Source organism: Parahoeflea alexandrii, assembly GCF_027214025.1.
Lineage (GTDB): Bacteria > Pseudomonadota > Alphaproteobacteria > Rhizobiales > Rhizobiaceae > Hoeflea > Hoeflea alexandrii_A.
Genome location: NZ_JAPWHB010000011.1, coordinates 45,004 through 71,490, shown reverse-complemented (window position 1 = coordinate 71,490; position 26,487 = coordinate 45,004). Strand labels below are relative to the sequence as shown.

Genomic DNA, 26,487 nt, shown 5'->3' with positions numbered 1-26,487 from the left:
CCCATGCGTGCAATCGTCATTCACCAAGCCCGCGACCTGCGCATCGAGGCGCATGCCGAGGAGCAGCCGGGCCCGGGCGAGGTTGCGATCAAGCTCGCCACCGGCGGCATTTGCGGCTCGGACCTGCATTACTACAATCATGGTGGTTTCGGTGCGGTCCGGCTCAGGCAGCCGATGGTTCTTGGCCATGAGGTGTCCGGCCATGTGACAGCGCTGGGCGATGGTGTTTCCAGTCTGGCGATCGGCGACCTTGTCGCGGTGTCGCCGTCACGGCCTTGCGGCCACTGCAGCTATTGCGGCCAGGGGCTGCGCAATCATTGCGAAAACATGCGGTTTTACGGCTCGGCCATGCCGTTCCCGCATATTCAGGGCGCCTTTCGCGAAAAGCTGGTGGCGCTCGAAAGCCAGTGCGTCAAGGCCGACGGACTGACCGCCGGGCAGGCGGCAATGGCGGAGCCGCTGTCGGTGTGCCTGCATGCAACGCGGCGTGCGGGAGAGCTTCTGGGCAAGCGTGTGCTGATTACCGGCTCCGGCCCGATCGGCAGTCTCTGCGTGCTTGCCGCCCGCGCCGCGGGCGCGGCTGAAATCGTCGTCACCGACCTGTCGGATGCGGCGCTGGCCTATGCCGGCAAGGTTGGTGCGGACCGGGTGATCAATACCCGCACCGATCCCGAGGCGCTCAACGCCTATGCCGCCGGAAAGGGCAGTTTCGACGTACTCTATGAATGTTCGGGCGCTGCCCCGGCCCTGGCCGGCGCAATCCCGACGATGCGGCCGCGCTCGGTGATCATGCAGCTTGGCCTTGGTGGCGACATGACGTTGCCGGTGCAGGCCATGACCGCCAAGGAAATCGACCTGCGCGGCTCCTTCCGATTCCATGAGGAGTTTGCGGTTGCCGTCAAGCTGATGCAGGCGGGGCGGATCAATGTCGAGCCGCTGATCTCGCACACGCTGCCGTTCGAAGATGCCGTGGCGGCTTTCGATCTGGCCGGCGACCGGTCGCAGGCGATGAAGGTTCAGCTTAGCTTTGCGTGACGGCGTGCCGGCAGCTTTATCATTGCGACGCGCCGATGCTTGCGAGCGCGGCATTGGCCACCTCGACGTCCTGGTCGCCTGTCCCCGATCCGATGCCGATACCGCCCAGAAGCTCGCCGTCGACGACGATTGGCAATCCGCCGGGCAGGCCGGTGATCGAGCCTCCCGTCGCCGCGCCGATGGCGGAGCGCACGGCTTCCGGAATGGCGCTCGAGGGCCTGCCGGTGGAGGCGGCGGTCAGCGCTTTCGCGCGAGCGCTTTTCAGGCTCAGGAATTTTGCGCCGGTCATTTTCAGCTCACCAAGCGTGCCGCCGGAGGTATCGACAATGACGATGCATTGCGGTTGCCCCATAGCCTCGGCCCGCTCGGTGGCGGCCGTGAGCATTGCAAGGACGGCTTTGTGGGTGAGGAACTTTCGTGTTTCTATCGGTTGCAAAGTGATGTCTCCGTGGCTAGATCGATGGTGTTATCGATAACATGACATGGTTGCGAGAGACAAACGAGGGGAAGACCAGATGAGTTTCTTCGAGGCGCTGGAGCCGGAATTCAACAGCTTCGTGATGGGCAATGCTCCAGTCAAGCAACTGGCGACAGGCTTTGACTGGGTCGAAGGCCCGGTCTGGTTCGGCGATGCCAATTGCCTGCTGTTCTCGGATATCCCCAACAACCGCATCATGCGCTGGACGCCGGGTGCGGGGACCAGCGTGTTTCGCCAGCCGTCGAACTATGCCAACGGCCATACGCGCGACCGCGAGGGCCGGCTGATTTCTTGCGAGCACGGCACGCGGCGCGTGACACGGACCGAGCTTGACGGGTCGATCACGGTGATTGCCGACAGCTACCAGGGCAAGCGGCTCAATTCACCCAATGACGTGGTGGTCAAGTCCGACGGCTCGATCTGGTTTTCAGATCCGCATTACGGGATCATGACCAATTACGAGGGCTTCAGGAGCGAGCAGGAACTCCCCTGCAATGTCTATCGTGCCGATCGTGCCACCGGTTCGCTCACAGCGGTTGCCACGGATTTCAACTGCCCCAACGGCCTTGCCTTTTCGCCGGATGAATCGCGGCTCTACATCGCCGACACGGGGCGCATGTTCGAAAGGGATCCGCAGCACATAAGGGTATTTGATTGCAGCGCGGACGGCAGGCTTTCGGGCGGCGGCGTGTTCCACGTCATCAGTCCCGGATGTGCCGACGGATTTCGCGTCGATACCGACGGCAACATCTGGTCTTCGGCCGCCGATGGCGTTCACTGCATCTCGGCGCAGGGTCATCTTCTGGGCAAGATCCTCGTGCCCGAACTCGTCTCCAATGTCTGTTTCGGGGGGCGCGCCAAGCACCAGCTGTTCATCACCGCGACCACCAGCGTCTATGCGGTGATCCTCAACCGCATGGGTGCGGTTCGTCCGTAACGCTCGCTAAAGCGTCTGGCCCGGCACGAGCCGGGTCGGCACGACGGTGATGTCCTGAACGGGTTCGTTGCGCAGCCGCCCGACCAGCAGTTCGGCGGAAAGCTTGCCGATCTGCCGGGTCGGGATCGCCGTGGTCGTCAGCCGGTGTTCGAGGATGGAGGCGGCCTCGTGTCCACCCCATCCGGCAATGCCGATATCATCGGGCACACGGATACCCTTGCGCTGACAATAGGCAAGACCGCCGATCGCCATCGTGTCATCCTGGCAATAGATCATGTCGAGACCCGGGCTCTTGTTGAGCAGGGTCTCGGTGCCGTAATAGCCCGCATAGAAACCCGGCAGGTCATTGAGGATCTCAACGGCAATGACCGGCGCTCCCGCTTCCGCGACTGCGCTGGAAAAGCCCTCGAACCGCTCCGGGCCGGTTGACGGCCGGTCGCGCACCGCGCCCAGCAAGCCCGGCCGCTTGCGCCCCTGCGCGATGGTGTAGCGGCCCATTTCATGGCCGGAATCGAACTGGTTGAACCCGACCGACATGTCGAGCGGACTGGTGTTGAGATCCCAGAACTCGACAACCGGAATGGCTGCGTCGCGCAGCAGTTCCAGCGTGGCGCTGCTGTGGTGCTTGGTCGACAGCAGCACGCCGGCAGGACGCCAGGACAAGAGGCTCCTGAGCCACAGTTCCTCGTCCTCGGGCAACTGGTTGTGGCTGCCGATCATCGCCTGGTAGCCGAGTCTAGCGAAGCTGCGATCGATGCTCTCGAGCACCTGGCCGAAGAAGTGGCTGGAGAGCCGGGGCACGCACACGCCAACGAGCGTCGAGGCGGCGGCGGTTCCGAATGCTGCGGCCAGGCGGTTGGGCAGATAACCAAGACGATCCACCTCCCGCATCACCTTGGCGCGCGTCGCCTCGGAGAATCCGGTGGCGCCGCGCAGCACCCGGGAAACAGTCATCTTCGAGACGCCCGCGGCCTCGGCGATTTCCTCAAGGCTCGCCGTCGGCTTCTTGGCCGTTTTCGAATTCGGGGCTTTCTTGCCATCATCCTGCATGTGGAAATCCATATCGCGCCTGGCCCGATCGGAAAAGTGTTATCGATAACATTTTTTCTTGACTCTCATCGGAACCGGGCGGATAGTTTGCGTTATCGGTAACGTAGAGGAGAGATGCGTTGCCGTACAGGGAGGAATTTTCGGGTGGAAACCAGCGCAGGCCTTTTCTTCAATTCAGTGAGCAAGTCGTTTGGCGGCACGCAGGCGTTGCGTGGCGTTTCGCTGCATGTGGAACGGGGCGAGATTGTCGCGCTGCTCGGAGAAAACGGTGCCGGCAAGTCGACCCTGATCAAGACATTGGGCGGCATTCACAAGGCCGACAGCGGCCGGGTGATGATTGACGGCGTCGATTACGTTCACAAGCCGGGCAGCATGAACCAGCGGCAGAAGGTGGCCTTCATTCACCAGGATCTCGGCCTGATCGAATGGATGAGCGTTGCCGAGAACATCGCCATGGCGGTCGGCTTTCAGAAGAAGAGCGGGCTGATTTCCTGGAAGCAGTCGGAGGAGGTGGCGCGCCGCGCGCTGGCGCTGGTGGAATGCGATTTCGATTCCTCTGCACGCGTTTCGTCCCTGACCCGGACCGAAAAGTCGCTGGTCGCAATCGCCCGCGCCCTGGTCGTCAATTGCGATTTCCTGGTGCTCGACGAACCGACGGCGAGCCTTCCGGCAGACGAGGTCGAGCGGCTGTTTGCAGCTTTGAGACCGCTCAAGGCCAAGGGCGTGGGCATGATCTATGTGTCGCACCGCCTCGACGAGATTTTCCAGATCGCCGACAGGGTCGCGGTGTTGCGGGACGGCCAGATGGTCGGCATGCGCGATGTGGCGCATACCAATGCCGATGAACTGGTGACCCTGATCGTCGGCCGCAAGGCGCGAGAATTTGCCCGCCCGGTGCTTTCGGGCGGCGACGAGATCCTCAAGGTCACGAACCTGCGGACCGACCGGGTAGGTCCGGTCAGTTTCGGCATGGAGCGCGGCGAGATGCTGGGGCTCGTCGGATTGCGCGGCGCCGGACATGAAGATGTGGGCAGGGCGCTTTTCGGGCTGCAGGATTTCGACGGCAAGATTTCGCTCGAAGGGGCTACACCGGCGCTCGGCAACCCTGGCCAAGCTATCGGCTCGGGCATCGGCTTCGTGGCGCGCGACCGGGTTGTCGAATCGGTGGCTCCGGCGCTGAGCATTTGCGAGAACGCCTTTCTCAATCCGCGGGTGCGCGGACGCAGGCTGCTGGACATCATGGGCACCGGCAGGGAGCAGGCGGCAGCGCGGGAACTTGGCGCGATGGTCGGGCTCAGCCCGAACGACCCGACGCTTGCCATCGAGGCGCTGTCGGGCGGCAACCAGCAGAAAGTGGTCGTCGGTCGCTGGCTCGGAACCGGCCGCAAGCTGCTCATCGCCGAGGATCCCACCGCCGGCGTGGATGTCGGCGCCAAGGCAGAGATCTACAATCTGCTGTTTGACGCGATGCAGGCCGGCATGGGCGTTCTGATCGTCTCCACCGACTTTGAAGAGGTCGCCAATATCTGCCACCGGGCGCTGGTGTTCAGCCGCGGGCAGCTGGTTGCGGAACTCGAGGGAGTCGAGCTGTCCACCGAAAGCCTGATCCAGGCGGCGTCTGCCAGCGGCGTCAGTGAAGAAAAGAGCAAGTCCAATGCAGTCCATTGAATCCAACGCGCTTGAGCCGACCCGCAGCGAACTGGCCGACCTTTCACTGGCTCAGAGACTGATCCGGCTGGCGCCGGTTTATGGCCTGGTCATTCTGACCCTGTTTCTGCTGGTGTTGTTTTCCATCCTGTTGCCGAACACGTTTCCGACCCTGCTCAATCTCAGGGCGATCCTGAGCGACAAGTCGATCATCGCGCTGCTCAGCCTTGCGGCGATGGTGCCGATGGCGGCTGGACGCATCGATCTGACGGTCGGCTACGGCATCGTGCTCTGGCACATCCTGGCGATCTCGCTGCAGACCATGTTCGGGATTCCCTGGCCGCTGGCAGTGATGATCGTGATTCTGCTGGGCGCGGCCGTGGGGTTCCTCAACGGACTTCTGGTGGAGGTCGCCAAGATCGACAGCTTCATCGCAACGCTTGGAACCGGAACCATTCTCTACGCGCTCGCACTCTGGCATACCGGCGGACGGCAGGTGGTGGGCGTTCTGCCGAAGGGCTTTTACGATATCAACGGCATCTTCATCTTCGGGCTGCCGATCACCGCCTTCTATATCTTCGGCATCGCGATCGCCATGTGGCTGGTGCTCGAATACACCCCCATCGGCCGCTTTCTCTACGCCATCGGCGCCAATGCGCGCGCCGCCGAACTCAACGGCATTCCCACCCGCAAGTTCGTTGTCGGCGCTTTCGTTACCTCGGGGCTGATGACGGCGCTGGCAGGCGTGCTGCTCGCCTCGAAACTGCGCATCGGCCAGGCCAGCGTCGGCCTGGAATTTCTTCTCCCGGCCCTCGTTGGCGCGTTCCTGGGCTCGACCACCATCAAGCCCGGCCGCGTCAACGTGTGGGGGACGATGATCGGCGTCGCCATCCTGGCCATCGGCATTTCGGGAATTCAGCAATTCGGTGGCTCGTTCTGGGTCGAACCGATGTTCAACGGCGTAACGCTGCTCGTGGCCATCGGCATCGCGGGCTACGCACAGCGACGCAAGGGCGCCGCGAAGAAGTGACTACTCAGCAACCAGGGAGGATACCATGCTGAAACGGACATTCATGACGACGCTGCTCGCAGGAACAGTGATTGCAGGCTTTGGCCTGACGGCAGCCAGCGCCCAAATGGCGTTTGACGGACCGACATCTGGCCCCAAGGCCGCGGAAGGCAAGACCATCGTGGTCCTGGCGGCAGACCTGAAGAACGGCGGCATTCTCGGCGTCACCACCGGCGTGGAAGAGGCTGCCGGGAAGATTGGCTGGACCGTCCGGGTGCTCGACGGCGCCGGCTCGGTTCAGGGCCGCACCGCCGCCTTTGGCCAGGCCATGGCCTTGCAGCCCGATGGCATCATCATCAACGGCTTCGATGCCGTAGAACAGCAGGCCGCGCTCGAGCAGGTCGCCGCAGCGAAGATCCCGATGGTTTCGTGGCATTCCGGGCCGAAGATCGGCTGCGACGCGCCGGGCGGCATCTTCGCCAATGTTTCCACCGACGCCATGACCGTGTCGGAAGAAGCGGCGAAGTGGGCCGTCAACGATGCCGGCGGCAAGCCCGGCGCCGTGATCTTCACCGATTCCACCTACCAGATCGCCATCGACAAGGCGGACCGGATCAAGGAGACCATCGAGAAGATGGGCGGCACCGTGCTCGAATATGTCGACACCCCGATTGCCGATACATCCAACCGCATGGGGCCGCTGACCACCAGCCTGCTGCAAAAATACGGTGACTCGTGGACCCACGCGCTGGCGATCAACGACATCTATTTCGATTTCATGGGCCCGGCCCTTGCCGCGGCCGGCATTCCCGGCGACGGATCGCCGAAAGCGGTTGCTGCCGGCGACGGCTCGGAATCGGCGTTCCAGCGCATCCGGACAGGCGAGTACCAGGCGATCACCGTGGCCGAACCGCTCAACCTGCAGGGCTGGCAGCTTGTCGACGAATTGAACCGGGCCGTGCAGGGCGAAACCTGCTCGGGCTACATCACGGCACCTGCAGTGGTGACCAAGGAAGGCCTTGCCAAGATGGGCGACAGCAACCAGTTCGATCCGGACAATGGCTACCGGGAAGCCTACGCCGCTATCTGGGGCAAGTAATCCGGACTGCTTGCAGCAAAGCAGGAAAGGGCGCCTCGGCGCCCTTTTCTTTTGCCTGGATTGCATTCCACGGCTGAAGCCATCGATCGGGGCCGGACTCGCCCCGGAGCATCGCCTCGGCCAGGCGCTCGGCGCGCGGAAGAATGTCGTCTGCCCTGGTCTCAGGGGCTTCAGCGGACGAAGAAGACGCGTTGCGAACCGTTCCGCGTCCACGCCTGCGGCCATGGCACGATTGTGCGGCGGGATCAGAATCGGGCGCGCCTTATCTCAGGCTTCCAGTCTTCGGCGTTCCAGCGCTGACGCAGAAGGCCGATGGTTTCCTCGTCAGTAAGCTGATGGAAATCGGCGTAGAACCCGCCAACGCCTCGGAAGGCGCGCGAGGGATTGAGGCAGACGACATCGTCGGCGAGGGCCGCCAGTTCCGAAACCGTTTCCTCCGGGGCTACGGGAATGGCGACCACGATCCGATCCGCACCCTGGCGGCGGACCGCAGCGAGTGCTGCTTTCATGGTTGCTCCGGTCGCCATGCCGTCGTCAACGAGGATCACCGTGCGCCCGGCCGGTTCGATCCGCGGGTGACGACCCAGATAAAGTGTCCTGCGACGCTCCATCTCGGCCAGTTCACGGGTGCGGGCGCGTTCGACATAGGCCTCATCGGCACCCGATGCCCGCAGGATGTCCTCGTTTAGGACCGTTTGCGGCACGGCGCCCTAGACGACGGCACCGAGCGCTACTTCGGGGTTGAACGGCGCGCCTATCTTGCGCACCATCACCAGATCAAGCGGGGCTTTCAAAGCCCCGGAAATCTCGACGGTGACCGGCACCCCGCCGCGCGGAAGCGCATAGACCACGGGTCGATCAAGCCCCATCGCCTTGAGCCGGTCCGCCAGTAGTCTTCCGGCCTCCGCCCTGTCAGTGAATGTCTGCTCCCGGTCTGTCATCAGGCGATGCTATGCGCTTGCCCGCAGGGTGCATTGACGTTGGTCAATGGACCGGGATGCGTTCCGACCGGCGATGAAGCCGACGGGATTGGGACACAGGACAAGACAATGATGTTTGGCTGGCGAGGACATGTGCGCCGAAAACGATTGCGAGCGTGGTCTCTGCCCGCAGCGACGCATTGAGCCAAATCAAGGCGGTTGGTGATACTGTAGTGGAGAAATGGCAAGTGGATCGTGGCGATCGGAATATCCGCTCTGGCTGCTGACGGCGCGAGTGTTTCTCGTTCGTGTGCCAGGGATGTAGCCGCACGGTCCCCGATACTCACGATGACGCGTTGCCATCGTCACTCCGCAACCCGCGCGAACAGGTTTTCCGGCATGGACAAAAAAAACTCCTTTCACATCGGCTACTTCATCGTTGCCTTCGCCCTGATCACGCTGTTCCAGACGTGGCTGGCTTACAAGGATGTGGCGCAGCCGTCCTATTCGGAGTTGCAGCGTCTGCTGCAGGACGACAAGATCAAGTCCGTCGTCATCACCGAAACGATGATCCAGGGGGTGTTCAAGGAAGCGCAGGACGGGCGGACGCAGTTTATCGTCCGGCGTGTCGACCCTTCGGTCGCAGCGGAATTCGAAAAGGCCGGTGTCGAGATAACCGGCGCGAGCGACAGCAACTGGCTGACCACGCTGATCTCCTGGGTGCTGCCGGCGCTGATCTTCTTCGGATTGTGGATGTTCGTGTTTCGCGGCTACGCCAACAGGCAGGGCATGGGCGGGCTGATCAACATCGGCAAATCGAAGGCGAAGGTCTATCTCGAGCGTGATACCGGCGTGACATTCGATGATGTCGCGGGTGTCGAGGAAGCAAAGGTCGAACTCCAGGAAATCGTGTCCTTCCTGAAAGACAAGGACCGATATGGCCGCCTGGGCGCGCGGATGCCGAAGGGAATTCTTCTTGTCGGCCCTCCGGGCACCGGCAAGACGTTGATGGCGCGGGCGATTGCCGGCGAGGCCGGCGTTCCCTTCTTCTCGATCTCGGGTTCCGAATTCGTGGAGATGTTTGTCGGCGTCGGAGCCGCGCGGGTGCGCGACCTGTTCGTCCAGGCCCGGCAAGCCGCGCCCTGCATCATCTTCATCGATGAACTGGATGCCCTGGGGCGGGCCCGCAGTGCCTTTGGCAGTATGGGTGGCAACGACGAAAAGGAGCAGACGCTGAACCAGCTTCTGTCGGAACTGGACGGGTTCGACCCGCGTGTCGGCATCGTGCTGCTGGCAGCGACCAACCGGCCCGAAGTGCTTGATCCGGCCTTGCTGCGGGCCGGGCGTTTCGACCGTCAGGTGGTGTTAGACCGGCCCGGTCGGAATGGCCGCGAAGCCATATTGAAAGTGCATGTCGGCAAGATTCAGGTCGATCCGGAGATCGATTTGGGTGACATCGCCGGCCTTACAGCAGGGTTCACCGGCGCCGACCTGGCAAACCTCGTCAACGAGGCGGCGATCATAGCCACGAGACGGGGCGCCGAGAAGGTTTCGCGGGCTGATTTCACCAGTGCCATCGAGCGCATCGTCGCCGGAACCGAACTCAGGAGCCGCCTGATGAAGCCCGAGGAACGCACCCGCGTGGCCTATCACGAGATGGGCCATGCGCTGGTGGCCGCAGCGCTCAAGACGACGGATCCGGTGGAGAAGATTTCGATCATTCCGCGGTCGATCGGCGCCCTCGGCTATACGCTGCAACGGCCGACGGAAGACCGCTTCCTGATCACCGCGACCGAACTGAGGGAGCGGATGGCCGTGCTGCTCGCAGGCCGTGCGGCTGAGGAAATCATTTTCGGGGAAGTGTCGACAGGGGCGTCCGATGATCTGGCAAAGGCCACCGATATCGCCCGGCAATATGTCACCCGTTTCGGCATGGACGAGAAGGTCGGGCAGGCGGTGCTCGAGGAACAGAAATCGCAATTCCTCGGTGACGCGCCGGCATTTGTCGGCAAGCGGGACTATTCGGAAGAAACCTCGCGCGAAGTCGATCTGGCCGTGCGGCGGCTGATCGATGAGGCTTACGAGGCGGCGAAAACGATCCTTGCGGCCGGTGCGGCCAATCTCGAAGCGGGCGCCAGGCTGCTGCTGGAGCGCGAAACCATCACGCCGGCTGATTTTCCTGCGCTGAAGCGGTCTGACGAGGCGCCTGCAGAACCGGACGTGGGCACCGGCGCGGCTGTATCAACCGATGCCAGGAAACCCGTCAGGCGTTAGTGGAACAGGCGTCGTTGCAGAATTTCGCTCCGGGCGAAATCCGGCCGAGATCGATGATTGCGGCAGCGGGGCGTCTCGTGATGCTCCGCAGCTACATCAGGCGGCCGAGGATATCGTTCAGCTTGGCCACTTCGCTTTCGCCGAGCAAGTTGTAGATCGCCTCGTCCTGGCTCTGGACGACATCGCGTATCTGCGCCATGCGCTTGCGTCCCAGGTCGGTGAGCATCAGGTTCACCTGCCGCTGGTCGCTCTTGCCGGCCTGACGGTGGACGAGCCCGTCCATGACCATGCGGTCGACCATCTTGGTCAGCGTCGGCGGGTTCATCAGCACGATCCTCGCCAGTTCGCCCATGGTCTGGCTCGGCTCGGCGTCCAGTGTTTCGAGCACGCGCCACACCTCCACCTGCACCCCGTGCTCCTTCAGCGCAGCCGTCAGCGACTGATGCACCGCCCGGTGTGCCGCCGCCAGGGTGTAGGAAATATAGGACTCGATGGGGTTCTTCATGTCTGTTCCAAAATTCGCGTTGCATAGAAAATAGTTGACTTGGAAAATAATTTCAATTGCAATGAAGAAAATCCCTCAAGCACGGCTATAGGGGACACGTGCATGGAGTTTTCCCGGGCCGCAGTGGCATTTCCGGCAGAGTTGAACGACCTTCGCGACTGGGCTTCGGTAAGCTCGGTGGGGTTCTATCGCGTGGCACTGCTGATCCCGATGTGCGGGTCGGCCGGGCTTTGGGCACCGTCCTGCATCTCCTCGGCCCAGCTGGCGGCGGAAGAGATCAACCGCGGTAACGGCATTGGCGGCCGACAGGTGCAGCTGATCATGATCGACTCGGCTCTGGAGGCGAAGGTCCCGGTCGAGGAAACGGTCAATGACCTGATCGAGGCCAATGCCATCGACGCGATCGTCGGTATGCATATCAGCGCCATCCGCCAGCGGTTGAGCAAGGTCGTGCGCCAGCGGGTGCCGTACGTCTACACGCCGCTTTACGAAGGCGGGGAGAACACGCCCGGGATCTTTGCCATCGGCGAGACGCCGCACGATCAACTCGGGCCCGCCATCGAGACGTTGCAAAAGCAATTCCGGCCCAAGCGCTGGGCGCTGATCGGCAATGATTATGTCTGGCCGCACACTTCGCATTCCTATGCCAAGACCAAGCTGAAGGAATTGTCCGTCGGGCTTTGCTATGAACGATACCTGCCCTTTGGCGTGCGCAACATGTCGCACTATGTCGACGAGATCGCAAAATCGGGCGCGGATGCGCTTCTGATCTCGCTCGTCGGCCAGGATGCCGTGACCTTCAACCGGGCCTTCGGGGCTGCGGGACTGGATGGCAAGATGATCCGGCTTTCGTGCTGCATCGAGGAGAACGGCCTGCTTGCCTGCGGCGACCGCAATCTGAAGCGGTTCTTCTCCTCGGCGAGCTATTTCGGATCGCTCAGGACCGAGGGCAATTGCGCCTTCAAGGAGAGCTACTACGGATTGCACGGCGACAAGGCTCCCGTTCTCAATGTGATCGGGCAGTCGACCTATGAGGGTGTGCATTATCTGGCAGCGCTGATGGACGACAAATCCGGCGACTGGCGGGGGCTCAATGCGCTGTCGGGATCGGCGTTTCGATACCGGAGCGTGAAGCGGGCTTTCTCTCCGAAACGGTCGGTAGCGCGCGCCCCGATCTACCTGGCTCGGGCCGACGGAATCATGTTTGAAGTGATAAAACAGATATAATTCAATGCGATACCAATTAATTTGAATTGGAAAACATTTTAGTTGAAAAGGAAAATAAACTTCTCCATGGTTATGTGACGCCGATACCCCCGGTCCAAAAAGGGGGAGGGCGATCGTCATGCCGTTGGGGGATTTGGCCTTGGTCTGGTTTTTTTCGCTGCTCGCACTTGCGCTTCTGCTGATCATCGCGATCTGGTTCCTGCAGCGCTATTACGCCAAGGCGACGCTGGACACCGCACTCGTGCGGACCGGTCTTGGCGGCAAGCGTGTGGTTCTCGACGGTGGCTGTCTCGCCTTGCCGATCCTGCACCAGATCCAGCGCGTCTCGATGGGGTCGGTGACCTTTCCCGTCCATCGCAAGGGCCGTGAATCGCTGTTGACGAAGGATCAGCTGCGCGCCGACATCGAAATGGAATTCGAGCTCCGGGTCGAGCCATCGGCGGAAGGCATCGCCACCGCCGCGCAGGTCCTCGGGATGCGGATCGCCCGCGGCGGCGACGCCATTCGCGAGGTTGTCGGCGGCGCCCTGATCAACGCCATGCAGGATGCCGCCGCCCGGCGCAACCTGGCCGACATCCACCTCGACCGCTCCGGCTACACATCGGAAGTGACGCAGGCCGTGGCCGAGCATGCCGCGCGTCTGGGGCTTGCCATGGTTTCGACCTCGTTGGTCAGCGTCGACCAGAGCGATCTGAGCCAGCTCAACGAAGGCAACGCGTTTAACGCCCAGGGTATGCGGCGGCTCGCCGAGATGGTGGCCGAACAGCGCAAGGCGCGGGTCAAGGTGGAAACCGAGACCGAAATCGCGATCCGGGAAAGCCGCCTGGCACAGCACCAGAGGCAGCTCGAGTTGCAGCGCGCCGAACAGGAAGCCGAAATCGCTCAGCAGGAACATTTGAAGCGCATGCAGTCGGAAGCCCGGGCGCGGTCCGATCAGGCCGAAGCGCAGGCCGAGTTCGCTACGGAGCAGGCCCGGATCGAGAAAACGCAGCGGGTGAAGGCGGCGCAGGTCGCCAATGACGAGGCTCTGCGCCGCGCCGAGATGGCAGCGGTGCTGGCGCTCGAGGAAACAAGGATCGAAAACGAGGTCCAGCTAGCCAAGCGGAGGATCGAGGAGTCCTCGACCAAAGCCGCCGAGGAAGAAGCCCGCGCCCAGGTTCTGCTCGCCGCCGAACGGGTGCAGGTGCAGAAGGAGCGCGCCGTCGTCGAGCGCGAGCAGGAAATCTCCAACCTCAGGCAGAAGAGGGATCTCGCGCTGGAAGACGCGCGGGTCAAGAGCGATGTCGGCACCATGCTGGCAAAAGCCAAGGCCGAGGCCGAGGTCGCCCGCTCCGCCGCAGAAACCGAGCAGCGCCGCATGGAGGCCGAGGCCGCAGGACGCCATGCCCTCAACCAGGCCGAAAATACGCTCAGCGAATCCGTCATCCGGATGCGGCTCGAGGAGCGCAAGCTTGATCGCCTGCCGGAGATCATGACGCAGATGATGAAGCCGGTCGAGAAGATCGATTCCATCCGCATCAACCAGATCAGCGGCATGGGCACCGGCGGCGGCACCGGTGTCGACAACGCCTTCGGCGCGGCGATGGACCAGATCCTCGGCATGGCGGTGAGACTGCCTGCGATGAAGCAGATGGGCGAGGAAATCGGGCTCGATTTTGACGCCAATCTGGCCGGCCGCACCGCCGACTACGCCCAGAGAACCAAGCAGAAAGACAAAGACTGAGACCACCCGTCCCGGGTGCCCGACCGCAACCCAACCATTTCACGGAAGGAATACGACATGTCGATCAACAGACGCCATTTTCTTGCCTCCGCCGCCGCTGCAACCGGCGCTGTCATGCTGCCGCGCGCCGTGATGGCCGCCGATACGATCAAGCTCGGCTCGGTGCTTGATGTCTCGGGGATCTTCGACGCCTACGGCAAGCCGATGGACACGGCGCTGCGGCTGGCCGTGAGCCAGATCAATGCTGCCGGCGGACTGCTCGGCCAGCAGGTCGAGGTCGTCGGCTATGACACCCAGTCCGACATGGCGCTCTATTCCCAGTACGCCCAGCAACTGGTCCGTGAGGACAAGGTCGACGTGGTGCATGGCGGCATCCTGTCGGCCTCGCGCGAGGCGATCCGCCAGACGCTGCACAAGAACAAGACACTCTATTTCTACAACGTGCTGTACGAGGGCGGCGTCTGCGACCGCAACATCTTCATCAATGGCGTGACGCCGGCTCAACAGGCCGAAGCGCTGGTGCCCTACGCCATGGGCAAGTCCGGCAAGAAGGTCTACATCGTCGCCGCCGACTACAATTACGGACAGATCACCGCCCGCTGGCTGCAGAAATTCGTTGCCGACAATGGCGGCGAGACGGTCGGTGTCGACTTCTTCCCGCTCGATGTCTCGGATTTCGGCTCGACCATCGCCAAGATCCAGACCGCCGGCCCCGATCTCGTCATCGCGCCGCTGGTCGGCGGTGCGCACCTGTCGTTCTTCCGTCAGTGGGCGGCTGCCGGCATGAAGGACCGTATCGCGCTGGCCTCGACCACGCTCGGTGTGGGCAACGAGCACAAGGTGCTGACGGCCGAAGAGGGCAACGGCATCATGGTTGCCTACAACTACAGCCAGGAACTCGACACGCCCGAAAACGTGGCGTTCAAGGAAGCATGGGTTGCAGCCGGCGGTGAAGCAGGCGGCATGCACGAACTGGCCGTGTCCAACTATCACGGTGTGCTGACCTGGGCCGAAGGCGTGCGTATTGCCGGAACGCTGGACCGCGACGCGGTTGTGGATGCACTGGAAACCGGCGTTTCCATCACCGGTCCCGGCGGCAAGGTGACCGTCGATCCGCAGACCCATCATGCCATTCTCGATGTTCACCTGATGGAGTTCGAGAACCAGGGAATGAAGGTTGTCGAAACGCTGCCGCAGCGCCAGCCGATCGACACCCAGGCCGTGTGCGATCTCGGCGCCAATCCGGACGACAACACCCAGTACGAAATCCAGATCTGACACCCTCCCAAGGTCAGGGCGGGGCCGCCAGCCGCGCGGCCCCTCCAGTCACCTCCCATTCTTCCAAGGCCACCCGTTCATGGATCTGGTATTCGTCATCATCGTTGAAATGCTCTACGCGGTTGCTTCGCTGGTATTGATCAGCGCGGGCCTCGCCATCGTGTTCGGCATGATGAAGATCATCAATCTGGCGCATGGCGAGTTCATGATGATGGGCGGCTACGTGACGATCACGGCGGTCACCCTGGGCGCCAATGTCTTTGTCGCCATGCTCATCATCGCCCCTTTGGTCGTTGGCCTGATCGGGCTGGTGGTCGAGCGTCTGGTGATCCGCCATCTCTATGGCCGGCTGGTCGACACGATGCTTGCGACCTGGGGATTGAGCCTGTTCTTCATCGGGCTCGCGACCATGATCTTCGGCAACACCACTACGGGGATCTCGACGCCGATTTCCGGCTTCACGGTCGGGAACTACCAGGTCAACGGGTACAACTTCTTCATCATCCTGGTCTCGATCGTGCTGCTTGGCCTGATGTATGCGGTGCTCAAGGGCACCCGGCTGGGGCTGATTGCGCGCGGCGCGATGCAACTGCCGGACATGGCTGCGGCACTGGGCTACTCACCGGAACGCATCTACATGGCGACGTTCTTCTGCGGGTCGGCGCTGTCCGGGCTCGCCGGCGCGATTCTCGCGCCGCTTGTCGGGCTGGTGCCGACATCGGGCGGAGCCTACATCGCCAAGGCCTTCATTACGGTGATCGCGGGCGGTCCGTCATTGATCGCCGGGCTCATGGCGAGTTCCGGCCTCTTCGGCTTCATCAGCCAGATCTTCACCTTCGCGGTCTCGCCGGTGATGGGTGAAGTGGCGTTGCTGCTCGCCGCGGTGGTGCTGCTGAGGCTGCTGCCGCAGGGTGTGACCGGCAAGTTCTTCCGGGGACGCCTGTGATGGCTTCCTTCTGGGCAAAAGAAGTGCCGGCCACGATCATCATTGCGGCATTGCTGGTCTGGATCATGCCGATGATGATCGGCACGTATACGCTGACGGTTCTGGTGATCTACGGCATGCTCGGCTTCAGCCTCGGGCTGATCTGGGGCTTTGGCGGGATCCTCTGTTTCGGCCAGGCGGCGTTTTTCGGGCTCGGGGCCTACACCTACGCCATCGCTGCCATCAATATCGGCGACAGCACCATACCGATGCTGCTTGCGGTTCTCGTGCCGGCTGCATTTGCGGCCTTGCTCGGGGCGATGATGTTCTATGGCCGGTTGACGGATGTCTATCTCGGCGTGATCACGCTGGTGGTGACGCTGATCCTGTTCAAGTTCATCTCTTCGACCGCCGGTCCGGAATATGTGATCGGCAAGGCACGGCTCGGCGGCTTCAACGGCATCCCCGGCTTCCAGACGCTGAACGTGCCGGGACGGCCGAACGACTACATCTACGGTGATCCCTATTTCTATTTCTGTGCCGTTCTCCTACTCATCGTCTACCTGCTGGTCAGCTGGTTGCTGAAATCGTCCTTCGGGCGCGTGGCTGTCGGCATTCGCGAGAACGAGGTCCGCGTGGCACTGATGGGCTACGACGTCAGCGCGCGCAAGACCGTGCTTTTCTCGGTGGGCGCAGCGGTCGCCGGGCTGGCCGGTGCGCTGTTTGCCAATTGGGGCGAGATCGTCACCCCCAATCTCTTCAGTCTCGGCCAGTCCGCCGAAATCATCATCTGGTGCATCGTCGGAGGCCTTGGCACCCGCATCGGTCCCATCGTCGGTGCCGCGGGGCTTGCCTATCTCAAGTTCTTGCTCGGCCAGCAGAGCATGATCGACAACACGCTTCTGACCGGAATCATTCTCGTCCTGTTCGTGCTCTTCCTGCCCAAGGGGCTGGTGCCGGCCATCGTCTCGCTGTGGCGGATCAGCTTCGGGCAACGCCGCAGGGTTCCCCGCCACGGCGCGCGCCGCCTTCGCAGCCGGAGTGCCGGGCATGGCTGAAATCGTGCTTGAAACGGCTGGCCTGACGATGCGGTTCGGCGGCGTGGTTGCCAGCGACAATGTCGATTTCAAGCTGCGGGCCGGAGAGCTGCGCTGCCTGATCGGTCCGAACGGGGCGGGGAAGTCGACCTTCTTCAAGTGCATCACCGGTCTGCTGACGCCCACCAGCGGTCAGGTCTTCATGCGCGGGCATGAAACCACCGGCTGGAGTCCGCATCAGGTCGCAGCCCTTGGGGTCGGCATCAAGACACAGGTTCCCAACCTGATGGACGGCCTTGATGTGTTCGAGAACATCTGGATGGCGGCGCGCCGGTTCCTGCCGATGCAGGATGCGATGCGCAAGGCGTCCGAGGTGATCGAGCGGCTGGCCCTTGGCCCGATCGCGCGGACCGAGCTCGGTCGGCTGGCGCATGGCGAGCGGCAGCGGGTCGAGCTGGGCCTGGTCGTTGCCGGCGATCCCTGGCTGGTGCTGCTCGATGAGCCTGCCGCGGGGATGAGCGCCGACGACGTCGAACGCATGAGCGGCATCATCCGCGAGATGACCCGCACCGCGGCGGTCGTCATTGTCGAGCACGACATGCAGTTCATCCGCTCGATCGCCAGCACCGTGACCGTTTTCCACCAGGGCGCTGTGCTGATGGAGGATCATGTCGACCGGGTCATGGCGGATCCCACGGTCCGCAATGTCTACCTGGGAAAGAAAGCCTGATGATGGCCGAGGAGCGCAAGACCTGCCTGGATATCAAGAGCCTGTCGGGAGGCTACGGCAAGGTCCCGATCCTGCACGGTATCGAGTTTTCGGTGGCCGAGAACGAGGTCGTGGGCATTCTCGGCCACAACGGCATGGGCAAGTCCACCCTGCTCAAGACCATCATGGGGTTTCTGCCGGCCAGTTCCGGCACCGTCCGGTTTCACGGTGTCGAGATCACCCGCTTTTCACCTTATGAGCGCGCCGGGCTCGGGATCGGTTACGTGCCGCAGGGGCGCGGGATCTTCCCGCAACTGAGCGTGCGCGACAATCTGCGTTTTGCCTGGCACGACTACTCCGGCGGCGGCGAGGAAGAGGTGATCGAAGCTGTGCTCGCCGATTTCCCGCGGCTGGCGCGGCTGCTCGACCGGATGGGTGGCGCCTTGTCCGGCGGCGAACAGCAATTGCTGGCGCTGGCCCGGAGCCTGATGGGCGATCCGGAATTCCTGCTGCTGGACGAGCCGACCGAAGGCATCCAACCCTCGATCATCGAGGAGATGTCGGAGACCCTGCTTCGCTTGCGCGAACGGCGCGGGCTTTCGATCCTGCTGGTCGAGCAGAACTTCGACTTCATCTCGGATCTGTCGGACCGGGTCCTGGTGCTGGAACGCGGACGGATCGCCGGCGAACTTTCCAAGGCCGAGCTGGCCGACCAGGCGAAGGTCGACCAGTTCCTCGGGTTTGGCGCGGCGCGTTCCACACGCGGCACTGGAACTGCCACCGCGCATGCGGGTCCCGATCCGAAGACCAACTCCCCGAGGCAGCAGCAGATTGCCGAACCTGCACCCATCACTCCCCAGCCCCTGGTGACAAGCATGACAGTCAAACGCCCCAGCCTTTCGCAGATGCGCGCCATGGCGAGCCGTTTCGGCATGAACCTGACGGACGCGGAACTGGCCGAGTACAGCCAGATCATGGAGCCCTACATCCAGGCCTATGACCGGCTCGACGCCCTTCCGGACAATCTGCCCGAGGTCCGCTATCCGCGTTCGCCGGGGCGCTTTCCGGATCCCTCGGAAAACCCGCTCAATGCCTGGTACGTCAAAACTGAGGTGCGCGGAGCGCCCGACGGGCCGTTGCGCGGCAAGCGGATCGCGCTGAAGGACACGATCTGCCTTGCCGGCGTGCCGATGATGAACGGGTCGTCGATCATGGAGGGCTACACGCCCGAGATCGATGCAACCATCGTCACGCGGATGCTCGATGCCGGCGCCATCATCGCCGGAAAGGCGCATTGCGAGAATTTCTGCCTGTCCGGCGGATCGCACACCAATGCCAAGGGGCCGGTGCACAATCCGTGGAAGCGCGGCTACATGGCCAACGGCTCGTCGAGCGGCTCGGCGGCGCTGGTGGCGACCGGTGAGGTCGACATGGCGATCGCCGGCGACCAGGGCGGCTCGATCAGGTTGCCGTCCTCGGCTTGCGGGGTTTACGGCATGAAGGCCACTCACGGTCTGGTGCCCTACACCGGCGTGATGCCGGTGGAGATGACCATCGACCATGTCGGTCCGGTCACATCGAACGTTGCCGACAACGCGCTCCTGCTTGAGGTGCTTGCAGGGGAGGACGGGCTCGATCCGCGCCAGTACAACCCCAAGGTCTACCGCTACACCGAGGCGCTGGGCCGCGGTGCGCACGGGCTGCGGATCGGGATCCTGAAGGAAGGCTTCCGTCGCCCCGAGAGCGAGTCGGATGTCGATGAGAAGGTGCTCGCGGCTGCGGAGCGGTTCCGGCAGCTGGGCGCCATGGTCGAGGAAATCTCCGTGCCGGAGCACACTCTGGCCGTCGATTGCTGGACCGCGATCACGGTGGAAGGCCTGCAGGACTTCATGATGCACGGCAATACCGCGGGCACCAACTACCGCGGCCTGTTCCTGCCATCGATGATCGACCAGATGTCGCAGTGGCGCAACCGGGCGGACGAACTCAGCCATTCGCTGAAAACCTGCATGTTCCTCGGAGAGCATTTCCAGACCCAGTATCGCGGGCGCTTCTACGGCAAGGCCCAGAATCTGATGCGCCGCGTCAACGAGAAGTATGCCCAGGCGCTCAAGCGCTTCGACGTCCTCTTGATGCCGACCATGCCGATGAAGCCGCAGCAGATCCCGCCGACAGACTGTTCGATCAGCCTCTATGTGCAGCGCGCCTTCGAGATGATCGGAAACACCGCGCCCTTCAATGGCGGACTGCCTGCCATGAGTGTACCTTGCGGGTTGAGCGAGGGGTTGCCGATCGGCATGATGCTGGTGGGGCCGAGTTTTGGCGAGTTGAAGATTTACCAGGCGGCGCACGCCTTTGAGCAAAGCGAAGACTGGCGCAGCATGTAGGAGGGAGGCCCATGTCCATTCTGAACGAGAGCCTGGCAGGAAAACTTTCCGATTTCGGCCGGACCGGCAAGGCGCAGGCGGTTGAATTGACGGAGCCCGAGAACAATCTTTCCTATGTCCGCGGCAGCACCCATCTGCCCTTGCGCTACATGACCATCCCGCAATTGCTGCGCGAGGCCGTGTCGCTGTTCGGCCCACGCGAGGCGATCATCTGTCCGCAGCAGGATATTCGGTTGAGCTATTACGAGTTCGACCGCGCGGTGGACGAACTGGCATCCGGTTTTCTCGCCATGGGTCTGCAGAAGGGCGACCGCATTGGCATCTGGTCGCCCAATCGCTACGAGTGGGTGCTGACCCAGTTTGCGACGGCGCGGATCGGGCTGGTGCTGGTCAACATCAACCCGGCCTATCGCGTCTCCGAACTCGAATATGCGCTCAACAAGGTCGGCTGCAGGGCGCTGGTGACCGCGCGCGCGTTCAAGTCCTCCAACTATCTTGAGATGATCACGTCGCTGGCGCCGGAGATCACGGAATGCGAACCCGGCCGGTTGCGGGCAGCGAAACTGCCGCATCTTCGGTCGGTGATCGTGCTTGGCGAGGCCGGCGAGCCGGGGGTCTTCTCATTCGACCGGGTGCGGACGCTCGGCGGCCCGGCGCAGCAGCTGCGGCTGCCGGCGATCGAGGCCGAACTCGGCCCGGATGACGCCATCAACATCCAGTTCACCTCGGGCACAACGGGTCATCCCAAGGGCGCCACGCTGTCGCATTACAACATCGTCAACAATGCCCGCTTCGTGACAGATCGCATTGCGCTGACCGAAAGCGACCGGCTGTGCATTCCGGTGCCGCTCTACCATTGCTTCGGCATGGTGATGGGCGTGCTGGGTGCCGTCAGCAAGGGCGCTGCGATGGTGTTTCCCGGCGAGGCTTTCGATCCGGTGGCCACCTTGCAGGCGCTGGAGGCGGAGCGCTGCACCGCCGTCTACGGCGTGCCGACGATGTTCGTCGCCATGCTCGAGGAGCTCGACCGTTCACCGCGCAACCTGACGCAGCTGCGGACCGGGATCATGGCCGGTGCCCCGTGTCCCGTGGAAGTGATGCACCGGGTGATGGAGCGGATGCACATGCGCGAGGTAACGATCTGCTACGGCATGACCGAGACGTCGCCGGTGTCATTCCAGAGTTTTACCGACGACCCGATCGACAAGCGCTGCGAAACCGTTGGCCGGATCCATCCGCATCTCGAGGTCAAGATCGTCGATGATGACGGCCGGATCGTGCCGGTCGGTGCCCGTGGCGAACTCTGCACCCGGGGGTATTCGGTGATGAAGGGCTACTGGGATGACCAGGGAAAGACCACCGAGTCGATCCGGGACGGATGGATGCACACCGGAGACCTAGCGGTGATGGACGAGCAGGGTTTCTGCGCCATTGTCGGTCGGGTCAAGGACATGATCATCCGCGGCGGCGAGAACGTCTATCCGCGCGAGATCGAGGAGTTCCTGTTCCGGCATCCGAAGATCTCGGAAGTGCAGGTGTTCGGCGTGCCGGACGACAAGTATGGCGAGGAAGTCTGTGCCTGGGTTGTCCCCAAGCCTGGCGTCAGCATTGACGGGGAAGAGCTGCGGGCGTTCTGCAGCGGCCAGATCGCCCACTACAAGGTTCCCAGATACGTCCGGATCGTCGAGGCGCTGCCGATGACAATCACCGGCAAGCCGCAGAAATTCGTCATGCGCGATCAGATGATGGAATTGCTCGGCAAAGGCTGATCGGGGTTATCCACGCCGATTGGCAATCGGCCTACCTTGAACGCCGACAGGAGCGGGAACATCGACCAATCCCGCCCCTGCCTGACGCATTCTGGATCGAAGCTTACTGCCCAAGCCCCAGGGATTGCAGATGGGCAACCGAAGCCGGGATCTTGTCCTTGTCGCGGATCTCGACGATCAGGCGTGGATTGGACGTCAGCGAACCAAGGGCTGCAAAGACCGGATGCCAGCGGATGATGCCTTCGCCGAGGCTCCAGTGACGGTCCGCGTAACCATCGGCGTCCTGCAAATGAACGTGCTGCAACAGGTTGCCTGCCGCACCGACATAGTAATCGATCGGCGGGGCACCAGTCGAACCGTGCGCGTAGCAGGCATGGCCGGTGTCGATCGAAACGGCAATGGCATCTGACTGGAAGCTCTTGACCAGCTCCACCCGGGCGTGCGGATCGACGTCCTCGATGTTCTCGACGACGAGAACGCAGCCCATGTCTTCGGCGCGTTTGACGATCTCGCCGATGGCGTCATGAGTGCGCTCCACGACAGAGGCGCGGGCATTCGGGAGATTGTCGAGATTGTTGTAATCCCACGTCGAAAAAGGCGAGTGGATGACCATCTGGTTGGCGCCGATCGCCTCGCAGACATCCAGGCCCTGGTGAAACCGCTTGCGGACGATGGCGCGGACATCAGGATCCTGGGATGCAATGTTGAAGCCCCAGAACGGGCCGTGAATGCCGATGCGGCCCGTATGGCCGTCGAGCAGCTTGCGGGCGCGCGCGGCAACGGTTTCCCAGTCGCCGTTGAGCAGGCTGGCGTCGAAAAAATCCTGAATCTCGATGTCGCGCGGCAATTCGCGCATGAAATCATAATGGGTTTCGTAAGTGGCGATCATCATCGCCGCGCCGATTACAGGCAAATCACTCATGGCCAAACCTTCTCCTGATTGGGCAGGGTCGATCGGGCCCCGCATGCGGGACCGGCTATAGCGCCGGGCATGCGACAGGCGGATATCAGAACCATGACGGATCGATGAAGGTTCGCGGCTCATGCCGGTTTTCCACCGGCCTGTAGCACGCCTGTCGCAATACGCGCGCATAGACCGGGAAAGTGGAAACCGGAGAAACAGTCGTGTCAGCCAAAGTCGCCCGCGTCATCATTGCCGTCTTTGACGGGCTTCGTCCCGATCGCATTTCCGAAGCGCTGACACCCAACCTCAGCCGGTTCCTGACCGAAGGGCTTTGGTACCGCGAGGCGCGCTCGGTGTTTCCGTCCATGACCAGGGTGGCGACCACCAGCTTGGCGACCGGCTCGCATCCCACCCGGCACGGCGTGGTCAACAACGCTTTCTTCCATCCGGCAATCGATGGCGGTGAACCGCTCGACACATCCCGTGCGGCCCACATAAGAGCGGCCAATGCCTGGCACGATGGAGAATTCGTCGAGGCCAAGGGTCTCGGCTGCGCGCTGGCCGAAGTCGGCAAGCGGCTCGCGGTCGTGCATTCGGGCTCGGCCGGGTCTGCCTGGCTTCTCAGCCATCGCGCCAGGGAACTTGGCCACTGGACATTCTCGATCCACGGCAGAGAGCACACGGATACGCCCGAAGCCGTCGACCAGGCCGTCGAGCGGTTTGGTCCGCTTCCGGGCGGAAAGACACCCAAGCTTGATGAGGCATCCTATGCCACGCGGGTGCTGACGGAGCTGGTGCTGCCCGAGGTGCAGCCGGATGTCGCCATCATCTGGTACTCGGAACCCGACACATCCTATCATATCCATGAAATTGGATCGCCGGAATCCGACACGGCGACGGCCCATGTGGATGCCTGTTTCGGCAAGATCGTCGACATGGTTCGTGCTTCGGAGCGGGCGGATGAGACACTCCTGATCGTGATGAGCGATCACGGGCAGATCTCGACTACCTCCGCCTTTGACCTTGTCGGGGCTCTCCGTGAGAAGGGCTTTGCCGCCGGAAACCGAGGCGAGCCCGGCGTTGAGGTTCTCGTCACGCCGGGATCCGCGGCCGGGCTGACATTGCTCAGCGGTGATGCCTCGCGGCTTCAGGCCCTCGGCGCAGCGCTGATGGAAATGCCTGAGACCGGGCTTTTGTTTTGTGGGACCGATGCAAACGGAGAACCGGTCATCAGCGGCGCGTTCGATCGGGCTCTTGCCGGGGCCGAGCATTCTCGTGCACCGGATATCTACTGGGTCGGGCGTTCGTCGCCGGAAGCGGATCAACACGGCCTCGCGGGAGCCGGTGTCTACACGACCGGGGTCAACGTGCCGGTTGGAGGCGGCATGCATGGCGGGCTCAACCCGTTCGAGATGAACACGGTGCTTGCATTCGGCGGCGCCACGCTGCCTGTCGCCATGGTAAATGACCACGCGAACCTCACGGATATCGCACCGACGGTTCTCGCAGTTCTCGGTATTGACCGGCCCGCCACGATGACGGGCTCGCCGCTCGAACGGGTGCTCGGAAAGACTGCTCCGGAACCGCGAGAGATCCGTCTTGAGGCCGGATCCGGTGATTTCAGGCAGTATCTCGTTCTGTCCGGAGTTGACGGGCGGCAATCATTTCCCCTTAGCGGGGGACGCTTCTGAGCACGAGGCTTGCCGCACCCGGAGCGCCGTCTGTGGATTGTCATCAAAAATTTATCCAGACGAATCCTGAGCGTCACATGCCGCCAATATCAGTGGCCGTGTCTTTGGGCCTGCACGAGGACCCCGGGCGAGAGATCATGAGATCTACAACCACGCACAGATGCGAAGCTGAGGAACTGAACATGACCCATAGCCGCAAGCTTAAAGGCGCCATGCTGATTGGTGCATATCTTCTTGCAACGACGATGCTGACGATGCCCGGGAAGGCTCTGGCCGAGGATCGCCCCGTAATCACGGTTGCTGTTCAGCAGATCGTCAATGCAGGCGCACTCGACGTGCTGCGCGAGCAGTCCAACGTCGGAGCGCGCGTGTTCTACTCGATTTTCGAAACACTCATCGACTACGACCGCCAGAACGCCGACCTGCCGCAGAAGCCGGGTCTTGCCACCGAATGGAAGCGCATCGACGACAAGACCGTCGAGTTGAAGCTGCGCCCCGGCGTCAAGTTCCACAATGGCGACGTCATGACGGCGGATGATGTTGTCTTCACCTTCTCCAAGGAGCGCTTCGGCCTTCTCGACGAGCAGGACAATGCGCGCAAGGACGGCAAGACGCTGTTCACCGCGAGCGCCAGCACCGCCGTTGGCGGCAAGGTTCCGCCGGCTGAAGTGGCCGCCGTCGCCAAACGCGCCTGGCCGAACCTCGACCGCGTTGAAAAGGTCGATGACATGACCGTCCGCTTCGTCTCGACGGTCGCCGATCCGACGCTCGAAGGCCGCATCTCCCGCTACGGCGCGGAAATCCTCTCCAAGCGCGCCTATGAGGAAGCCGAGTCCTGGCTTGCCTTCGCTCAGAAGCCGGTCGGTACAGGTCCCTACAAGGTGGTCGAGTTCAAGCCCGACAACATCCTGGTTCTCGAAGCCCATGACGACTACTGGGGTGGCAAGCCGCCGATCAAGACGCTTCGGTTTGCCGTGGTTCCGGAAGTTGCCAGCCGCGTCAACGGCCTTCTTTCCGGCGAATATGATTTCATCACGGACCTGCCGCCGGACCAGATCAACACCGTTGAATCCAACGCCGCATTCGAAGTCGTCGGCGGCCCGATCACCAACCACCGCCTAATGGTGTTCGACAAGAACAACGGCCCGATGCAGAATCCGAAGATCCGACAGGCGATGACCCATGCGATCGACCGCGAGACCATCGTCGAGACGCTCTGGGATGGCCGCACCACGGTTCCTGCCGGTCTGCAGTGGTCCTATTACGGCGACATGTTCCTGTCTGACTGGACCGTGCCGGAATATGACATGGAACTGGCCAGGAAGCTGGTCCAGGAATCCGGTTACAATGGCGAGGAAATTACCTTCCGCGTCCTCAACAACTACTACACCAACCAGGTTTCGACAGCGCAGATCAATGCTGAATCCTTCCGCCAGATCGGTCTCAACGTGAAGATCGAGATGAAGGAAAACTGGCAGCAGATCTTCGACAAGGAGAGCGGCCCGCGCATGGTCCGCGACTGGTCGAACTCGGCTCCGTTCCCGGATCCGGTCTCCTCGATCGTCAACCAGCATTGCCAGAACGGCCAGCAGCAGCAGGTCGGCGAATGGACCAATGAAGAGTTCAATGCGCTCTGCATCAAGCTCGAAACCTCGACCGATCTCGAAGAGCGCCGCGCTTCTTTCCGGCGGATGCTGGAAATCGCCGAGCGCGAGGATCCCGCCTACACGGTGCTGCACCAGAGCGCGATCTTCTTCGGCAAGCGCAAGGACATCGAGTGGAACTGGTCGGGTCTCCAGTCGATGGATTTCCGGGCTGACAACTTCCAGGTCGTTGCACCGGGCAACTGAAGCCAGGGGCCGGGGCGCGGACTGCGCGCCCCG

The 26,487-nt window shown here is 62.6% G+C and carries 22 protein-coding genes; 16 read left to right on the top strand and 6 right to left on the bottom strand.

Annotation, left to right across the window (positions count from 1 at the left end):
* Positions 1 to 3 precede the first annotated feature (3 nt).
* Positions 4 to 1,035 carry an L-idonate 5-dehydrogenase gene (locus O4H62_RS25060; RefSeq protein WP_269391619.1) on the top strand — a complete coding sequence of 344 codons (1,032 nt, stop codon included), beginning with the start codon at positions 4 to 6 and terminating at the stop codon, positions 1,033 to 1,035.
* A gap of 19 nt (positions 1,036 to 1,054) precedes the next feature.
* Here the strand turns inward: O4H62_RS25060 and O4H62_RS25055 are convergent, their stop codons facing one another.
* Entirely contained in the window at positions 1,055 to 1,471 is a 417-nt protein-coding gene (locus O4H62_RS25055; protein ID WP_269391618.1) for a GlcG/HbpS family heme-binding protein, read from the bottom strand.
* 79 nt (positions 1,472 to 1,550) lie between these two features.
* Here O4H62_RS25055 and O4H62_RS25050 point away from each other — a divergent pair, with 79 nt between their 5' ends.
* Positions 1,551 to 2,450 (top strand): SMP-30/gluconolactonase/LRE family protein, encoded by a 900-nt coding sequence (locus tag O4H62_RS25050; RefSeq protein WP_269391617.1) that lies wholly within the window; start codon positions 1,551 to 1,553, stop codon positions 2,448 to 2,450.
* A 6-nt stretch (positions 2,451 to 2,456) separates the two neighbouring features.
* Here the strand turns inward: O4H62_RS25050 and O4H62_RS25045 are convergent, their stop codons facing one another.
* Positions 2,457 to 3,500, bottom strand: coding sequence for a LacI family DNA-binding transcriptional regulator (locus O4H62_RS25045; RefSeq protein WP_269391616.1), 1,044 nt, complete (start codon positions 3,498 to 3,500; stop codon positions 2,457 to 2,459).
* A 144-nt stretch (positions 3,501 to 3,644) separates the two neighbouring features.
* Here O4H62_RS25045 and O4H62_RS25040 point away from each other — a divergent pair, with 144 nt between their 5' ends.
* The 3 genes from O4H62_RS25040 to O4H62_RS25030 are packed head-to-tail and all read left to right on the top strand — an operon-like array spanning position 3,645 to position 7,255.
* Positions 3,645 to 5,168: a sugar ABC transporter ATP-binding protein gene (locus tag O4H62_RS25040; protein WP_269391615.1), complete on the top strand. Its 1,524-nt coding sequence runs from the start codon at positions 3,645 to 3,647 to the stop codon at positions 5,166 to 5,168.
* Positions 5,155 to 6,177, top strand: coding sequence for an ABC transporter permease (locus O4H62_RS25035; RefSeq protein WP_269391614.1), 1,023 nt, complete (start codon positions 5,155 to 5,157; stop codon positions 6,175 to 6,177). The genes O4H62_RS25040 and O4H62_RS25035 overlap by 14 nt, the downstream gene beginning before the upstream one ends.
* 43 nt (positions 6,178 to 6,220) lie before the next feature.
* On the top strand, positions 6,221 to 7,255 hold the full coding sequence (locus O4H62_RS25030; RefSeq protein WP_430538520.1) for a substrate-binding domain-containing protein: 1,035 nt from the start codon (positions 6,221 to 6,223) through the stop codon (positions 7,253 to 7,255).
* 245 nt (positions 7,256 to 7,500) lie between these two features.
* On the opposite strand, the gene O4H62_RS25025 is transcribed toward O4H62_RS25030, so the two are convergent.
* Positions 7,501 to 7,959: a phosphoribosyltransferase gene (locus O4H62_RS25025; protein ID WP_331284489.1), complete on the bottom strand. Its 459-nt coding sequence runs from the start codon at positions 7,957 to 7,959 to the stop codon at positions 7,501 to 7,503.
* 6 nt (positions 7,960 to 7,965) lie between these two features.
* Positions 7,966 to 8,196 (bottom strand): hypothetical protein, encoded by a 231-nt coding sequence (locus O4H62_RS26455; protein ID WP_331284488.1) that lies wholly within the window; start codon positions 8,194 to 8,196, stop codon positions 7,966 to 7,968.
* A gap of 378 nt (positions 8,197 to 8,574) precedes the next feature.
* Between O4H62_RS26455 and ftsH the strand changes: the two genes are divergently transcribed.
* Positions 8,575 to 10,449 carry an ATP-dependent zinc metalloprotease FtsH gene (ftsH, locus tag O4H62_RS25020; protein WP_269391612.1) on the top strand — a complete coding sequence of 625 codons (1,875 nt, stop codon included), beginning with the start codon at positions 8,575 to 8,577 and terminating at the stop codon, positions 10,447 to 10,449.
* A 91-nt stretch (positions 10,450 to 10,540) separates the two neighbouring features.
* Here ftsH and O4H62_RS25015 read toward each other — a convergent pair whose 3' ends face one another.
* A complete protein-coding gene (locus O4H62_RS25015; protein WP_269391611.1) occupies positions 10,541 to 10,954 on the bottom strand; it encodes a MarR family winged helix-turn-helix transcriptional regulator in 414 nt (137 codons plus the stop codon).
* A 102-nt stretch (positions 10,955 to 11,056) separates the two neighbouring features.
* On the opposite strand from O4H62_RS25015, the gene O4H62_RS25010 reads away from it, so the two are divergent.
* The 8 genes from O4H62_RS25010 (at position 11,057) to O4H62_RS24975 (ending at position 22,009) form a co-directional block, all read left to right on the top strand.
* A complete protein-coding gene (locus O4H62_RS25010; protein WP_269391610.1) occupies positions 11,057 to 12,181 on the top strand; it encodes a substrate-binding domain-containing protein in 1,125 nt (374 codons plus the stop codon).
* Between the two features lie 139 nt (positions 12,182 to 12,320).
* On the top strand, positions 12,321 to 13,904 hold the full coding sequence (locus O4H62_RS25005; protein ID WP_269391609.1) for a flotillin family protein: 1,584 nt from the start codon (positions 12,321 to 12,323) through the stop codon (positions 13,902 to 13,904).
* A gap of 57 nt (positions 13,905 to 13,961) precedes the next feature.
* Positions 13,962 to 15,182 (top strand): urea ABC transporter substrate-binding protein, encoded by a 1,221-nt coding sequence (locus tag O4H62_RS25000; RefSeq protein WP_269391608.1) that lies wholly within the window; start codon positions 13,962 to 13,964, stop codon positions 15,180 to 15,182.
* A 79-nt stretch (positions 15,183 to 15,261) separates the two neighbouring features.
* Entirely contained in the window at positions 15,262 to 16,128 is an 867-nt protein-coding gene (locus O4H62_RS24995) for a branched-chain amino acid ABC transporter permease (RefSeq protein ID WP_269391607.1), read from the top strand.
* Positions 16,128 to 17,165 carry a branched-chain amino acid ABC transporter permease gene (locus tag O4H62_RS24990; RefSeq protein ID WP_269391606.1) on the top strand — a complete coding sequence of 346 codons (1,038 nt, stop codon included), beginning with the start codon at positions 16,128 to 16,130 and terminating at the stop codon, positions 17,163 to 17,165. Before O4H62_RS24995 ends, O4H62_RS24990 begins: the two co-directional genes overlap by 1 nt.
* A complete protein-coding gene (locus O4H62_RS24985) occupies positions 17,158 to 17,874 on the top strand; it encodes an ABC transporter ATP-binding protein (protein WP_269391605.1) in 717 nt (238 codons plus the stop codon). Before O4H62_RS24990 ends, O4H62_RS24985 begins: the two co-directional genes overlap by 8 nt.
* Positions 17,874 to 20,240 (top strand): amidase, encoded by a 2,367-nt coding sequence (locus tag O4H62_RS24980; RefSeq protein WP_269391604.1) that lies wholly within the window; start codon positions 17,874 to 17,876, stop codon positions 20,238 to 20,240. The genes O4H62_RS24985 and O4H62_RS24980 overlap by 1 nt, the downstream gene beginning before the upstream one ends.
* Before the next feature lie 11 nt (positions 20,241 to 20,251).
* Positions 20,252 to 22,009: an AMP-binding protein gene (locus tag O4H62_RS24975; protein WP_269391603.1), complete on the top strand. Its 1,758-nt coding sequence runs from the start codon at positions 20,252 to 20,254 to the stop codon at positions 22,007 to 22,009.
* Between the two features lie 103 nt (positions 22,010 to 22,112).
* Here O4H62_RS24975 and O4H62_RS24970 read toward each other — a convergent pair whose 3' ends face one another.
* Complete coding sequence (locus O4H62_RS24970) at positions 22,113 to 22,931, bottom strand: sugar phosphate isomerase/epimerase family protein (protein WP_269391602.1); 819 nt, start codon at positions 22,929 to 22,931, stop codon at positions 22,113 to 22,115.
* A 203-nt stretch (positions 22,932 to 23,134) separates the two neighbouring features.
* Here O4H62_RS24970 and O4H62_RS24965 point away from each other — a divergent pair, with 203 nt between their 5' ends.
* Both O4H62_RS24965 and O4H62_RS24960 read left to right on the top strand, forming a co-directional pair.
* Entirely contained in the window at positions 23,135 to 24,604 is a 1,470-nt protein-coding gene (locus O4H62_RS24965; protein ID WP_269391601.1) for an alkaline phosphatase family protein, read from the top strand.
* A gap of 182 nt (positions 24,605 to 24,786) precedes the next feature.
* Positions 24,787 to 26,454 (top strand): ABC transporter substrate-binding protein, encoded by a 1,668-nt coding sequence (locus O4H62_RS24960; protein WP_430538519.1) that lies wholly within the window; start codon positions 24,787 to 24,789, stop codon positions 26,452 to 26,454.
* The last annotated feature ends 33 nt before the right edge of the window (positions 26,455 to 26,487 follow it).